This window comes from Citrobacter europaeus (assembly GCA_020099315.1).
Lineage (GTDB): Bacteria > Pseudomonadota > Gammaproteobacteria > Enterobacterales > Enterobacteriaceae > Citrobacter > Citrobacter europaeus.
The window spans coordinates 450,747-464,236 of record CP083650.1 but is presented as its reverse complement, the minus strand read 5'-3'; the positions used below and the strand labels follow the sequence as shown (position 1 = coordinate 464,236).

Below are 13,490 nucleotides of genomic sequence, written 5' to 3'. Positions count from 1 at the left end.
CAAATGCCACCGTAGGTCAGCAGATGACTTAGTGACGCACGCCGTCATCATCTTCGTCGACGAGATCTTCATCGTCGCCGTCTTCACCTTCTTCGCCGTTCGGGTCTTCAAAATAGGTGCCCCAACCGTCGTATTCCACATCATATTTTTCAGCCAGGTTCATCAGTTGCTCAACCTGAGCGTCAATCAACTCGGCATTCAGAGCACATTCGCTCAGGATGTCACAGCAAATAACCGTGTCGCCTTCTTCCACTTCCAGCTCTTCCGGCTCGGTCACTTCATAACCCAGCTTGAAGGCTTCTACAGCCGCTTTTTCCAGGGTTTCAAAGTCATCTGCGGAAAGGTGATGCTCAATGGTGTACAGCGCGTCTGGATCGCTGCCATCTTCGAGTAGCTCTTCAATAATCAAGCGCGTTTCTTCACGCTGTTCTTCCAGTAGTTCCGGGTTTGCCATGGCTCGTTCCTCATAATGTCCTGCCGATACTCTTATTGTCACATACCGCTGACATTGCCTCCACCTTTCCAGGAAAGATTTGTTAAACAAGGTTGCAAATGAATAAACATCCATATAAATTGAATTTTAATTCAATAAATGGCCTAAGCCATGTGAGGGAACCATGTCTACGTTTTATCAGAAACATTTTTTGAAACTGCTTGATTTCACGTCTTCTGAACTCACGTCACTGCTCAAGCTCGCCGCACAGCTGAAGGCGGAGAAGAAAAACGGTACTGAGGTCGCTAAACTCACCGGTAAGAACATCGCGCTCATCTTCGAAAAAGACTCAACCCGTACCCGTTGCTCTTTCGAAGTTGCCGCATACGATCAGGGCGCGCGCGTAACGTATCTCGGATCGAGCGGCAGTCAGATTGGTCATAAAGAGTCGATCAAAGACACCGCCCGCGTGCTCGGTCGTATGTACGACGGTATTCAGTATCGGGGACACGGTCAGGAGATTGTCGAGACGCTGGCGGAATATGCCGGCGTTCCGGTATGGAACGGATTAACCAACGAGTTTCACCCTACCCAGCTGCTGGCCGACTTGCTCACAATGCAGGAACACCTGCCGGGGAAAGCGTTTAATGAGATGACGCTGGTCTACACCGGCGATGCCCGCAACAACATGGGCAATTCCATGCTGGAAGCCGCCGCGTTAACAGGGCTGGATCTGCGTCTGGTCGCGCCGCAGGCCTGCTGGCCGCAAGAAAGCCTGGTCGCGGAGTGCAAAGCGCAAGCGCTGAAAAACGGCGGCAATATTACGCTGACCGAAGATGTCGCCACGGGCGTGAAAGACGCGGACTTTATCTATACCGACGTCTGGGTATCAATGGGTGAAGCGAAAGAGAAGTGGGCCGAACGTATTGCGCTACTGCGTAAGTATCAGGTTAATAGCGCGATGATGGCGTTGAGCGGCAATCCGCAGGTGAAGTTCCTGCACTGCCTGCCCGCGTTTCATGACGATCAAACCACGCTTGGCAAACAAATGGCGCAGGAATATGGTCTGCACGGCGGTATGGAAGTGACCGATGAGGTCTTTGAATCACCCGCCAGCATCGTATTTGATCAGGCGGAAAACCGGATGCACACCATCAAAGCGGTGATGGTGGCGACATTAGTGAAGTGAGAGCATGGATGAAAAGAATGCCGGATGGCGATGCTAAGCATCTTATCCGGCCTACAACCGCGCTCCCGTAGGCCGGGCAAGGCGAAGCCGCCCCCGGCAAATACGCTTATTCCACCCGCATTTTCACTACGGCTTTGCGTACCATCGCTGGGGCACCGACCGCGCACAGCGGTTTATGCACTTCGCCCGGATAGAACACCACGAAATCACCTTCATTCAGCACGACCGTTTTCTCCTGTACCCCTTCCGCCACGAAGGCGATATCTTTGTCAGCCAGCCAGTCAGTTTCCGGCGCGCCTGCAGGCTGGGTGCTGAAAGTCATTCCTTCCTGGCCTTTGAGCAGGATCTGAATATCCAGATAGCGGGCGTGATATTCGGCGCGGCGCTGCGCAAACGGCTCCGTCATATCTTCAGCAATCAGATAAAACAGACGATCGCCGTCGATGTCGTGCTTACCTTTTTCCGTCGCATCCGTCACATGCGCTTTAATGTGTTCAATCGCCTGACGTAGCTCTTCCGGCAGCCAGGCATCCAGGTTGTGAATATTGCCGACAATCATCTCAAACCCCTTAATTAAAACATCGTTTCATTTTAGTTGTTATACGAAAAAACGCTCTGCCATACCACTGCTATTTGCCGATATTTTGCGTCAACGCATGTTTATCGCTGATGATGTTAAATAATTGCTAACTCTCAGCAACAGGTTATGCATAAACTTTGCATAACTTTCGGCTACCCTTTTTCAACCCCATCAGCAACCTACTGTTATTGAAAGTTTTATTAGAAAAACCAGCTATCGGTCACAGTTCACCTCTCCTTCGTTATCCTTCTTCATCGTCATATTTATTTTGAAATAAACTTTACCGCGAAAATAATAAAATCATATATTCGCATAATAATTCACCACGCATAAAAAAGTACAAATAAATCAATATATTACTTATATTGCAACACTCTAAAAGTGTACATAAAATTAACACCAATAAATAACAAGACATATTCCCGCGTAGTAATTCAATTATTCGCATTTTTATTTTATTAATTCTCCGAGCTATATCATAAATTAAACATCAAAAGTCAAATATCGACCTGACTGTGAAATAAATCACGTTTCCTCATCAAATAAGATCTAAATATAGATTCTGAAATCAGCTGAAAAATCATGACTGCGATAAATATTATTTGCAGGCATCTCCTCTTTATTTTTTAAAATAGTATTAAAGGAATAATGATGGAAAAGCATTATGTCGGGTCGGAAATCGGTCAATTACGTAGCGTGATGCTACACCGCCCTAACCTCAGCCTAAAAAGGCTGACGCCGTCAAATTGTCAGGAACTGCTTTTTGATGATGTTCTTTCGGTAGAACGTGCAGGAGAAGAGCATGACATATTCGCCAACACGTTGCGTGAACAGGGAATTGAGGTTCTGTTACTGACTGATTTATTGACACAAACCCTGGATATCCCTGATGCCAAAAACTGGCTGTTGGATACACAAATTTCTGATTATCGCCTTGGCCCCGCTTTCGCCACGGATATTCGCGCCTGGCTTGCAGATATGCAGCATCGGGAACTCGCCCGGCATTTAAGCGGTGGGCTAACCTACGGAGAAATTCCTGCCTCAATCAAAAATATGGTGGTCGATACTCACGATATTAATGATTTCATTATGAAGCCATTACCAAACCACTTATTTACCCGCGACACCTCATGCTGGATATATAACGGTGTGTCCATTAACCCAATGGCTAAAACCGCGCGACAAAGAGAAACCAATAACCTAAGGGCGATCTACCGTTGGCACCCCCAATTTGCCGATGGTGAATTTATTAAATATTTCGGCGATGAAAATATTAATTACGACCACGCCACATTAGAAGGTGGAGATGTGCTGGTCATTGGTCGCGGCGCGGTTCTCATCGGTATGTCGGAACGCACAACGCCGCAAGGAATCGAGTTCCTTGCCCAGTCGCTATTCAGCCATCGCCAGGCAGAACGCGTCATTGCGGTCGAACTGCCTAAACATCGCTCCTGCATGCATCTCGATACCGTAATGACCCACATCGATATCGATACCTTCTCCGTCTACCCGGAAGTCGTGCGTCCTGATGTGCAGTGCTGGACCCTGACACCTGACGGGCGCGGCGGCCTGAAAAGGACGCCGGAAAATACGCTGCTCCATGCTCTCGAGAAAGCGCTGGGCCTCGACCAAATTCGGCTGATCACCACCGGAGGTGACGCCTTCGAAGCCGAACGTGAACAGTGGAATGACGCCAACAACGTCCTGACGCTTCGCCCCGGTGTGGTCGTAGGCTACGAGCGCAACATCTGGACCAACGAGAAATACGACAAAGCCGGCATCACCGTTTTACCCATTCCTGGCGACGAACTTGGACGCGGACGCGGCGGCGCACGCTGCATGAGCTGCCCACTGGAACGCGACGGTATTTAAGGAAAAGTCATGGAAAACAAACCTACCCTGGTTGTGGCTCTGGGCGGCAATGCATTACTTAAACGCGGCGAGCCGCTGGAAGCTGACATCCAACGCAAGAATATTGAGCTGGCAGCAAAAACTATCGCTCAGCTCACGCAGCAGTGGCGCGTGATCCTGGTACACGGCAATGGCCCCCAGGTTGGACTTTTGGCGTTGCAAAACAGCGCGTATGCCAGCGTCACCCCCTATCCGCTCGACATTCTCGGCGCGGAAAGTCAGGGAATGATTGGCTATATGCTGCAACAGGCGCTGAAAAACCAGCTTCCACAGCGTGAAATTAGTGTGCTGCTGACTCAGGTTGAAGTCGATGCTCACGATCCGGCTTTCAGCAATCCCACTAAATATATCGGGCCGATTTACGATGCCCCCCAGGCCAGCACCCTGCAGGCGGAAAAAGGCTGGGTTTTCAAAGCTGATGGTCAAGCGTTCCGCCGCGTTGTGCCCTCTCCACAACCCAAACGTATCGTTGAAAGTGACGCTATTCGCACACTGATCGCCCGCGATCATTTGGTTATCTGCAACGGCGGCGGCGGCGTACCGGTGGTGGAAAAAGCCGATGGCTACCACGGTATTGAAGCGGTGATCGACAAAGATCTCTCCGCTGCCCTGCTCGCCAGCCAAATCAACGCCGATGCGCTGCTGATCCTGACTGACGCTGATGCCGTGTACCTCGACTGGGGCAAACCTACTCAGCGCCCGCTGACCCAGGTTACGCCGGAACTGCTCGGTGAAATGCAATTCGACGCCGGTTCAATGGGCCCCAAAGTCACCGCCTGCGCGGAATTTGTCTCTCGCTGTCACGGAATAGCAGGCATCGGCTCATTGGCCGACGGTTCGGCCATCCTCGCCGGAGACAAAGGCACGCTCATTCGGCTCGAAACCACCGACGCTAACGCTTAGGGCTTTTTTGCCGGACGGCGCCTGCGCCTTATCCGGCCTACATAAGGACATTTTCATGACTGTTAACCTGAAGAATCGCAATTTTCTCAAACTGCTGGACTACACCCCGACGGAAATCCAGTACCTGATCGATCTGGCTATCGAGTTAAAAACGGCAAAAAAGGCCGGGCGCGAAAGACAGACGCTGGTGGGTAAAAATATCGCGCTGATCTTCGAAAAAACCTCAACCCGCACCCGCTGCGCCTTTGAAGTCGGCGCTTTCGATCAGGGCGCACAGGTGACCTATCTCGGTCCAAGCGGATCGCAGATCGGTCACAAAGAATCGATGAAAGATACCGCCCGCGTGCTAGGCCGCATGTACGACGGCATTGAGTACCGCGGATACGGTCAGGACATTGTCGAGGAACTGGGGCAATTTGCCGGGGTTCCGGTATGGAATGGACTGACCAATGAATTTCACCCTACGCAGATCCTCGCGGATCTGATGACCATGCTGGAACACGCGCCGGGCAAAACCTTACCTGAACTGAGCTTCGCCTACCTCGGTGACGCCCGCAATAACATGGGTAATTCGCTGATGGTAGGCGCAGCGAAAATGGGGATGGACATCCGCCTCGTCGCCCCTAAATCCTTCTGGCCGGATGAAAAACTGGTTGCCGAATGCCGTGAAATCGCCGGCGTGACGGGCGCGCGCATTACGCTCACAGAGGATGTCGAGGAAGGCGTATACGACGTCGATTTCCTTTACACCGATGTCTGGGTCTCTATGGGCGAACCCAAAGAAGCCTGGGCAGAACGCGTAAGTCTGATGACGCCCTATCAGATTAACCAACGGGTCATCAACGCAACCGGTAACCCCAATGTGAAATTTATGCACTGTCTGCCCGCCTTCCATAACGAGCACACAAAAGTTGGACGTGAAATTGAAATGGCCTACGGCCTGAAAGGGCTTGAAGTCACGGAAGAGGTTTTTGAGTCAGCGCATTCAATCGTCTTCGACGAAGCAGAGAACCGGATGCATACCATTAAAGCGGTAATGGTAGCGACCCTCGGCGACTAACCCCAGCGGGCATATGTCGCCTGACGGCATATGCCCAAGCTATCCGGAGAACATCATGGGCAAATTCAAATTTCCCAGTGCATATACCATCCTGTTTATTCTCATTGCGCTCGTCGCGGTTATGACCTGGATAGTCCCGGCAGGGAAATACCAGATGGCGATGAATGCGACCCTGGGTAAAGAAGTGCCGGTTGCCGGGACTTATGCCCCCACAGAAGCGCACCCGCAAGGTTTTACCGCTGTACTGCTGGCCCCGATTGACGGTCTTTACAACCACGAAACCTATACCGCAGGCGCAATTGATGTGGCGTTGTTTGTCCTGATTATTGGTGGGTTTCTCGGCGTAGTAAATAAAACAGGCGCCATCGACGCAGGTATCGAGCGCGTTACGGTCAGGTTGAACGGTAAAGAGGAGTGGATGATCCCCATTCTGATGGGACTTTTCGCCGCCGGAGGTACGATTTACGGGATGGCGGAGGAATCACTCCCATTCTACACATTGCTGGTTCCGGTAATGATGGCCGCACGCTTTGATCCGTTGGTTGCCGCCGCTACCGTTCTGCTCGGCGCGGGCATTGGCACACTCGGCTCGACAATAAACCCTTTCGCAACGGTTATCGCGGCTAACGCCGCCGGGATCCCCTTCACCCAGGGAATGCTGATGCGCATTCTGCTGCTGGTCGTCGGCTATGTTATCTGCGTGGTGTGGGTCATGCGCTATGCACGGAAAGTTCGCAGCCATCCTGAACTCTCCATCGTGGCAGATAAAATGGAGGAAAACCGCGTCCATTTTCTCGGTAGTCGCGCCAATACCAATCTTGAATTCACAACAACGCGTAAATGGATCCTGCTGATTTTCGCCGCTGCCTTTGCGGTTATGATCTATGGGGTGGCGGTGCTCGGTTGGTGGATGGCAGAAATTTCCGGGGTTTTTCTGGCATCTGCGATTATCGTCGGTGTCATCGCCCGTATGAGTGAGGAGGAATTTACTGGCACATTCATTGACGGGGCACGTGACCTGCTTGGCGTCGCGCTAATTATCGGTATTGCACGTGGCATCGTAGTGGTGATGGATAACGGCATGATCACCCATACTATCCTGCACAGTGCGGAAAATGTCGTCTCCGGACTTTCCACCACCATTTTCATCAATGTGACCTACTGGCTGGAAGTTTTGCTCTCCTTCCTGGTCCCTTCCTCTTCGGGTCTGGCGGTCCTCACCATGCCCATTATGGCCCCGCTGGCCGACTTCGCGCATGTCCCTAGGGATCTGGTCGTCACCGCGTATCAATCCGCTTCCGGCATTGTGAATCTGATTACGCCCACCTCAGCAGTTGTGATGGGCGGGCTGGCCATCGCCCGCGTTCCTTACGTGCGATACCTGAAATGGGTCGCCCCGCTCCTGCTCATTTTGACGTTACTGAACATGGCCGTTCTGAGTATCGGCGCGATGTTGTAGCCCTTTTAGCCGTCGGATCCCGACGGCTTTTTTGAGCGCACTCTCGTTTTTCTGCACAACCGCCCGTTTGAGCCGTTATTGATACTGCAAATGTGGTGAATTTCGCCATCACATTGATACAAATGATAAATTTAGGGTGTATTTATGAAGGAATTCGATGATTACTCGACCAAAGAGCAGAAACAACTGGCGATTTGTCAGCGCCTGATTACTGAAAAAAGCTACCTGTCCCAGGAAGCGCTTCGCCGCGATCTCCAACAGCATGGTTTTACCGGAATTAGCCAGTCAACGGTATCCCGTCTGCTGAAACTGCTCGGGGCTATAAAAATAAGAAATACAAAAGGGCAAAAAATTTATTCTGTAAATCCGCAATCACGACCCGCTCCCGATGCTGCCCGATCGATTGCTGAAATGGTGGTCAGCGTGGAACATAATAGCGAGTTTATCCTCATTCACACGGCAGCAGGTTATGGCCGTGCCGTTGCCAGAATCCTCGATTACCACGCGTTACCAGAGATTCTGGGGGTCATCGCTGGCAGCAGTATTGTCTGGGTTGCGCCGCGAGTAGTGCAGCGAACGGGGCTGGTGCACAAACAGATTAACTATCTATTTAAAATGAATTAAAATTCATAAGAACCGTTTGCGGTGAATAAATTGTGCATTTTCCGCTTGATCCCATAACGGAGCTGAGTATAATCGCGGACAATTTGCCGGGAGGATGTATGGTTCAGTGTGTACGACATTTTGTCTTACCGCGTCTGAAAAAGGACGCTGGCCTGCCGTTTTTCTTTCCGTTGATCACCCATTCCGAGCCCCTCAATTGAGGGGCTTTTTTTTTGCCCAGGCGTCAGGAGATAAACATGGCTAACCCGCTCTATCAAAAACACATCATTTCCATAAACGACCTCAGCCGCGACGACCTCAATCTGGTCCTCGCGACGGCGGCGAAATTAAAAGCTAACCCGCAGCCGGAGCTGTTAAAGCATAAGGTTATCGCCAGTTGCTTCTTTGAAGCCTCAACCCGTACCCGTTTATCCTTTGAAACCTCCATGCACCGCCTGGGCGCCAGCGTGGTGGGTTTTTCTGACAGCAGCAACACGTCGTTGGGCAAAAAAGGCGAAACCCTGGCCGATACCATTTCCGTCATCAGCACCTATGTCGACGCCATCGTCATGCGTCATCCGCAGGAAGGCGCCGCGCGTCTGGCAACGGAGTTCTCCGGCAACGTTCCGGTACTGAACGCTGGCGACGGCTCCAACCAGCATCCCACCCAAACGCTGCTGGACCTGTTTACCATTCAGGAAACTCAGGGTCGCCTGGACAATCTGCAAATCGCCATGGTGGGTGACCTGAAATATGGCCGTACCGTCCACTCCCTGACCCAGGCGCTGGCGAAGTTCGAAGGTAACCGCTTCTACTTCATCGCCCCGGACGCGCTGGCCATGCCGCAATACATTCTGGATATGCTGAACGAAAAAGGTATCGCCTGGAGCCTGCACGGCACTATCGAAGAGGTGATGGCGGAGGTCGATATCCTCTACATGACCCGCGTACAGAAAGAGCGTCTGGACCCGTCCGAATACGCCAACGTGAAAGCACAGTTTGTCCTGCGCGCCAGCGATTTGAACGGCGCCAGAGCGAACATGAAGGTGCTGCATCCACTGCCGCGCATCGATGAGATCACCACCGACGTCGATAAGACGCCGCACGCCTGGTATTTCCAGCAGGCTGGCAACGGCATCTTCGCCCGCCAGGCGTTACTGGCACTGGTACTGAATAGCGAACTGGCACTGTAAGGGAGAAAAAGAGATGACACACGATAACAAACTGCAGGTTGAAGCCATCAAACGTGGCACCGTGATTGACCATATTCCCGCACAGGTTGGTTTTAAGCTGCTGACGCTGTTCAAACTGACGGAAACCGACCAACGCATCACCATCGGCCTGAACCTGCCGTCTGGCGAGATGGGCCGTAAAGATCTGATAAAGATTGAAAATACGTTCCTGACCGACGAGCAGGTAAACCAGCTCTCCCTGTATGCCCCGCAGGCAACGGTAAACCGCATTGACGATTATGATGTCGTGGGTAAATCGCGCCCGAGCCTGCCTGATCGTATCGACAACGTGCTGGTTTGCCCGAACAGCAACTGCATCAGCCATGCTGAACCAGTATCTTCCAGTTTTGCAGTGAAAAAGCGCGCTGATGACATCGCACTCAAATGCAAATACTGTGAAAAAGAGTTTTCGCATTATGTGGTGCTGGCCAACTAATTGGGGTTGGTTATGAAATGTGGCCTCTCTATAATGGCCGGGAACATTCTACTACCGCTGTAATTCAGGAGAAATCATGAGCAAGACTATCGCGACGGAAAATGCACCAGCAGCAATCGGCCCATACGTTCAGGGCGTTGACCTGGGTAGCATGGTAATCACTTCCGGTCAGATCCCGGTCGATCCGAAAACCGGTGCCGTAGCGGAAGACGTGTCCGCTCAGGCACGTCAGTCGCTGGAAAACGTAAAAGCTATCGTTGAAGCAGCAGGCCTGAAAGTGGGCGACATCGTAAAAACGACCGTTTTCGTTAAAGACCTGAACGATTTCGCAACCGTAAACGCGACCTACGAAGCATTCTTCACCGAGCACAACGCGACTTTCCCTGCGCGTTCTTGCGTAGAAGTTGCCCGTCTGCCGAAAGACGTGAAAATCGAGATTGAAGCGATCGCCGTTCGTCGCTAAGTCTCCTTGCGCCGGATGGCGGCTTCGCCTCGTCCGGCCAACGCACGGGTAGTTTACAGGCCCGGTAAGCGCGAGCGCCACCGGGCATTTATCACATCACACCAAACAGTTTCGGCAGGAACAGCGAAATCGCCGGAATGTACGTCACGAGCATCAGCACCAGGAATAGCACAAGGTAGAATGGCAACATCGCCTTTACCACCTGCTCTATTTTCTGCTTACTCACCGCACTGGCCACAAACAGCACCGACCCTACCGGCGGCGTAATCAGGCCGATCCCTAAGTTCACCAGCATGATCATGCCAAAATGGACCGGATCAATACCGAGCGCGTTGGTCACCGGCAGCAGAACCGGCGTCAAAATCAGGATCAGCGGCGCCATATCCATCAGCGTACCGATCAGCAGCAGCATGATGTTAATGCACATCAGAATGACGTATTTGTTGTCCGAGATGCTGGTGAAGGCTTCAGTGATACGCATCGGCAACTGCATATAGGTCATGACGGCACCGAACGCAGCGGCAAAGCCTATCAGGATCATGACGATCGTGACCGTTTTCACCGTGCGGAACATCAGCTTCGGCAGCTCAGACCATTTATAGTCACGATAGATAAACATGGTGACAAAGAAGGCCCACAGGCAGGCAATCGCCGCAGACTCCGTCGCGGTAAAGATACCTGACAGGATGCCGCCCATGATGATCACAACCGTCATCAATCCCCACAGCGTATCGACGAAAATCTTCAGCGCCTGGCGAAACGGTACGCGTTCCCCTTTTGGATAACCGCGTTTGTGCGCGAAAGCCACGCACATGACCATCAGGCTGAAGCTTAACAGCAGGCCCGGCAGGATCCCGGCGATGAACAGCGCAGCAATCGACACCGTCCCACCCGTTGCCAGCGAGTAGATAACCGAGTTATGACTGGGCGGCGTGAGGATCGCCTGTACCGAGCCGCTGGCAGTGACCGCCGCGGCAAAGTCGCGCGGATAACCTTTTTTATCCATCTCAGGGATCATTACCGAACCGATGGACGCGGTATCGGCCACGGACGATCCGGAAATGGCGCCAAAAAAGGTCGATGCCACAATGTTTACCAGCGACAGCCCACCGCGAATAAAGCCAACGAAAATATAGGCAAAGTTCACCAGTCGCCGCGCAATTCCTCCTTCGGCCATAATAGCCCCGGCCAGAATAAAGAATGGGATCGCCAGCAGCGAAAACTTATTCACCCCGCTGGTCAGTTGGATCATTACTGCTTCCAGCGGAATATCTATATACCAGGCCCCAATGATGGCGCTAATGCCAACCGCGTACGCTACCGGTACCCCAATCGCCAGCATAATGCCGAGCGTAAAGACGAGAATAAATGCATCCATCTGCTTTCCTTTCTGAAATGGGGGCGGTAACTAGCTGGTCGATCCCAGCATGACAACGGGACGTTGGTACTGCGGACCACGGAAAATCTTTTCTGCGATAAACAGCAGCGTTATGGCAGAGCCAATCGGCAACGGAAGATAGTTTTGCCCGGCGCTTAAAAGCGGGAATTCCGCCACGGGCTGGTCCCACAGTTCAAGACAGAGATTGGTTCCGTACCAGAGGATAAACAAGCTTATCGCCACCAGCATAACGTCTGCGATTACCGAACAATAACGGCGGGAAGCATCACCCAGACGGTCAGTCACCATGCTCACCGCGATATGCGAGCCTGCACGATAGCTTACCGCCGCGCCAATAAAGGTGAATGTCACCATACAAAGAATGGCGACGGGTTCTGGCCATGACAGGGCGTTATTCAGAACATAACGCGCGAATATGCCAATAGGGATAATGGCGACCATGACCAATAATGCGATACCGGCAATCCACATTGACACTCGATAAAGAAAATCCATTACCGATGAATAGCATTCACCCATAATCATCACCTCGAATTAATCAAAAGATTCAGGCGGAGGGTTGATATCCTCCACCTGATGAATTACTTCACATCCTGAATACGTTTGATCAAATCCTGGTGGTCTTTACCGTAATTATCCCGCACTGACTGCGTGGCTTTATAGAAATAGTCCGTATCAATATCGTGGAACTGAACACCATTGGCTTTCATGGTCTCCAGCGATTTCGCATTATAATCCTGCCAAAGTTTGCGTTGCTCTACCTGGGCTTCTTTAGCGAGTTTAATAATGAGATCCTGGTCTTCTTTTTTCAACTTATCCCATTTAGCTTTCGAGAACAGAAAAAGCTCAGGAATAATAAAGTGTTTGCTCCAGGTATAGTTTTTCACGACCGGCAAATAGTTATGCGCAACAAACGTTGGCGGATTATTTTCCGTGCCATCAATAACGCCGGTCTGCATGCCGCTAAATACTTCACTGACGCCCATCACAACGGAGTTAGCGCCCATCGCTTTCAGGGTATCCAGCGCTATCGGACTTCCTTGAACGCGGATTTTCATACCGTGTAAATCTTCCGGTTTCACCACCGGATTTTTGGTGATTAGATTACGCGTTCCGGCATCCATCCAGCCGAGGAACACCAGCCGCGATTTGGTGTTGGCCGTCAGACGGTCGCCAATCTCCTGACCGATCATGCCGTCGAGAACCTTATGCAGATGGTCTTCATCACGAAAGATATACGGCAGGGTAAAGACGTTAATTTCAGGGAGAATGGCGGCAACCGGCGTCATTGAAACGCGAATAATATCGATAGCGCCCAATTGCGCCTGTTCAATCATCTGTTTTTCATCACCTAACACGCCACCGGGAAATGTTTTAATCTCCAGACGACCGTCGGTCGCGGCGCTAAGTTTCTCCCCCATATGTTTGACGGCAACAACGTTCGGGTAATCAGCCGGATGCACATCTGCGGCGCGAAAGGTTTGTGCCAGCGTGGCATGACTCGCCAGTAATACAGACGCGCCAATACACAGACTTAACAGGTTTTTTGTCAGTTTCATTTGTCCTTCTCCAGAAGTTCATAATATCCATTAACAGGAATAGCTTGCAGAGCAAATGACTGCCGGAATTAAAAACGGGCAGCGAGAAACTTTCTTAACGACGTTACCTGCGCAGACTAACTGGTGTAACAATTTATTTCGATGACTGTGTTCACAAAAAATCGCAGATGCTTATAATTTTTAGCACACTGTTTCATTTTTGCAACGCAGATCGTTTTATTGATAAAAAAGCAAAGCAAAGAAGGGGATTTGATACTAATTGC

At 51.3% G+C, this 13,490-nt stretch carries 15 protein-coding genes and 1 pseudogene; 10 read left to right on the top strand and 6 right to left on the bottom strand.

Going from position 1 to position 13,490, the window contains the following annotated elements; genetic code table 11:
* Nucleotides 1-28: 28 nt before the first annotated feature.
* The gene (gene rraB, locus LA337_02195) at nucleotides 29-454 is read right to left on the bottom strand and encodes a ribonuclease E inhibitor RraB (protein ID UBI16532.1); all 426 of its coding nucleotides are present in this window, start codon (nucleotides 452-454) and stop codon (nucleotides 29-31) included.
* Between the two features lie 163 nt (nucleotides 455-617).
* Here rraB and argF (LA337_02190) point away from each other — a divergent pair, with 163 nt between their 5' ends.
* Nucleotides 618-1,622: an ornithine carbamoyltransferase gene (gene argF, locus LA337_02190; protein ID UBI16531.1), complete on the top strand. Its 1,005-nt coding sequence runs from the start codon at nucleotides 618-620 to the stop codon at nucleotides 1,620-1,622.
* Nucleotides 1,623-1,728: 106 nt separating this feature from the next.
* Here the strand turns inward: argF (LA337_02190) and LA337_02185 are convergent, their stop codons facing one another.
* Nucleotides 1,729-2,181: a YhcH/YjgK/YiaL family protein gene (locus tag LA337_02185; protein UBI16530.1), complete on the bottom strand. Its 453-nt coding sequence runs from the start codon at nucleotides 2,179-2,181 to the stop codon at nucleotides 1,729-1,731.
* 672 nt (nucleotides 2,182-2,853) lie between these two features.
* Here LA337_02185 and arcA point away from each other — a divergent pair.
* The 5 genes from arcA (at nucleotide 2,854) to LA337_02160 (ending at nucleotide 8,159) form a co-directional block, all read left to right on the top strand.
* A complete protein-coding gene (arcA, locus tag LA337_02180) occupies nucleotides 2,854-4,074 on the top strand; it encodes an arginine deiminase (GenBank protein ID UBI18384.1) in 1,221 nt (406 codons plus the stop codon).
* A gap of 9 nt (nucleotides 4,075-4,083) precedes the next feature.
* Nucleotides 4,084-5,016, top strand: coding sequence for a carbamate kinase (gene arcC, locus LA337_02175; GenBank protein UBI16529.1), 933 nt, complete (start codon nucleotides 4,084-4,086; stop codon nucleotides 5,014-5,016).
* Between the two features lie 55 nt (nucleotides 5,017-5,071).
* Nucleotides 5,072-6,076 carry an ornithine carbamoyltransferase gene (gene argF, locus LA337_02170; protein ID UBI16528.1) on the top strand — a complete coding sequence of 335 codons (1,005 nt, stop codon included), beginning with the start codon at nucleotides 5,072-5,074 and terminating at the stop codon, nucleotides 6,074-6,076.
* A gap of 55 nt (nucleotides 6,077-6,131) precedes the next feature.
* Nucleotides 6,132-7,535, top strand: a complete 1,404-nt coding sequence (locus LA337_02165; GenBank protein UBI16527.1) for a YfcC family protein — start codon at nucleotides 6,132-6,134, stop codon at nucleotides 7,533-7,535.
* Between the two features lie 144 nt (nucleotides 7,536-7,679).
* On the top strand, nucleotides 7,680-8,159 hold the full coding sequence (locus tag LA337_02160; protein UBI16526.1) for an arginine repressor: 480 nt from the start codon (nucleotides 7,680-7,682) through the stop codon (nucleotides 8,157-8,159).
* On the opposite strand, the gene LA337_02155 is transcribed toward LA337_02160, so the two are convergent.
* Nucleotides 8,156-8,278 carry a hypothetical protein gene (locus LA337_02155; GenBank protein UBI16525.1) on the bottom strand — a complete coding sequence of 41 codons (123 nt, stop codon included), beginning with the start codon at nucleotides 8,276-8,278 and terminating at the stop codon, nucleotides 8,156-8,158. The two genes, LA337_02160 and LA337_02155, sit on opposite strands and share 4 nt — an antisense overlap.
* Here LA337_02155 and pyrL point away from each other — a divergent pair.
* From pyrL to ridA, 4 genes and pseudogenes are all read left to right on the top strand, one after another.
* Nucleotides 8,258-8,393 (top strand): annotated as a pseudogene (pyrL, locus tag LA337_02150) (pyr operon leader peptide). The gene LA337_02155 and the pseudogene pyrL sit on opposite strands and share 21 nt — an antisense overlap.
* Before the next feature lie 2 nt (nucleotides 8,394-8,395).
* Nucleotides 8,396-9,331: an aspartate carbamoyltransferase gene (pyrB, locus tag LA337_02145; GenBank protein ID UBI16524.1), complete on the top strand. Its 936-nt coding sequence runs from the start codon at nucleotides 8,396-8,398 to the stop codon at nucleotides 9,329-9,331.
* Nucleotides 9,332-9,344: 13 nt separating this feature from the next.
* Nucleotides 9,345-9,806: an aspartate carbamoyltransferase regulatory subunit gene (gene pyrI, locus LA337_02140; protein ID UBI16523.1), complete on the top strand. Its 462-nt coding sequence runs from the start codon at nucleotides 9,345-9,347 to the stop codon at nucleotides 9,804-9,806.
* Between the two features lie 76 nt (nucleotides 9,807-9,882).
* Complete coding sequence (gene ridA, locus LA337_02135; protein ID UBI16522.1) at nucleotides 9,883-10,269, top strand: 2-iminobutanoate/2-iminopropanoate deaminase; 387 nt, start codon at nucleotides 9,883-9,885, stop codon at nucleotides 10,267-10,269.
* 91 nt (nucleotides 10,270-10,360) lie between these two features.
* Here the strand turns inward: ridA and LA337_02130 are convergent, their stop codons facing one another.
* The 3 genes from LA337_02130 to LA337_02120 form a co-directional block, all read right to left on the bottom strand.
* Nucleotides 10,361-11,647 (bottom strand): TRAP transporter large permease, encoded by a 1,287-nt coding sequence (locus LA337_02130; GenBank protein ID UBI16521.1) that lies wholly within the window; start codon nucleotides 11,645-11,647, stop codon nucleotides 10,361-10,363.
* A gap of 30 nt (nucleotides 11,648-11,677) precedes the next feature.
* Complete coding sequence (locus tag LA337_02125) at nucleotides 11,678-12,187, bottom strand: TRAP transporter small permease (GenBank protein ID UBI16520.1); 510 nt, start codon at nucleotides 12,185-12,187, stop codon at nucleotides 11,678-11,680.
* A gap of 62 nt (nucleotides 12,188-12,249) precedes the next feature.
* On the bottom strand, nucleotides 12,250-13,227 hold the full coding sequence (locus LA337_02120; GenBank protein ID UBI16519.1) for a TRAP transporter substrate-binding protein: 978 nt from the start codon (nucleotides 13,225-13,227) through the stop codon (nucleotides 12,250-12,252).
* Nucleotides 13,228-13,490: the final 263 nt, after the last annotated feature.

Coding starts and splice junctions, on each gene's coding strand:
- LA337_02130 (UBI16521.1), bottom strand. CDS start 11,647: ATGGATGCATTTATTCTCGTCTTTACGCTCGGCATTATGCTGGCGATT.
- rraB (UBI16532.1), bottom strand. CDS start 454: ATGGCAAACCCGGAACTACTGGAAGAACAGCGTGAAGAAACGCGCTTG.
- LA337_02185 (UBI16530.1), bottom strand. CDS start 2,181: ATGATTGTCGGCAATATTCACAACCTGGATGCCTGGCTGCCGGAAGAG.
- pyrI (UBI16523.1), top strand. CDS start 9,345: ATGACACACGATAACAAACTGCAGGTTGAAGCCATCAAACGTGGCACC.
- pyrB (UBI16524.1), top strand. CDS start 8,396: ATGGCTAACCCGCTCTATCAAAAACACATCATTTCCATAAACGACCTC.
- arcC (UBI16529.1), top strand. CDS start 4,084: ATGGAAAACAAACCTACCCTGGTTGTGGCTCTGGGCGGCAATGCATTA.
- LA337_02120 (UBI16519.1), bottom strand. CDS start 13,227: ATGAAACTGACAAAAAACCTGTTAAGTCTGTGTATTGGCGCGTCTGTA.
- LA337_02155 (UBI16525.1), bottom strand. CDS start 8,278: ATGTCGTACACACTGAACCATACATCCTCCCGGCAAATTGTCCGCGAT.
- LA337_02160 (UBI16526.1), top strand. CDS start 7,680: ATGAAGGAATTCGATGATTACTCGACCAAAGAGCAGAAACAACTGGCG.
- argF (UBI16531.1), top strand. CDS start 618: ATGTCTACGTTTTATCAGAAACATTTTTTGAAACTGCTTGATTTCACG.
- ridA (UBI16522.1), top strand. CDS start 9,883: ATGAGCAAGACTATCGCGACGGAAAATGCACCAGCAGCAATCGGCCCA.
- argF (UBI16528.1), top strand. CDS start 5,072: ATGACTGTTAACCTGAAGAATCGCAATTTTCTCAAACTGCTGGACTAC.
- LA337_02165 (UBI16527.1), top strand. CDS start 6,132: ATGGGCAAATTCAAATTTCCCAGTGCATATACCATCCTGTTTATTCTC.
- LA337_02125 (UBI16520.1), bottom strand. CDS start 12,187: ATGGGTGAATGCTATTCATCGGTAATGGATTTTCTTTATCGAGTGTCA.
- arcA (UBI18384.1), top strand. CDS start 2,854: ATGGAAAAGCATTATGTCGGGTCGGAAATCGGTCAATTACGTAGCGTG.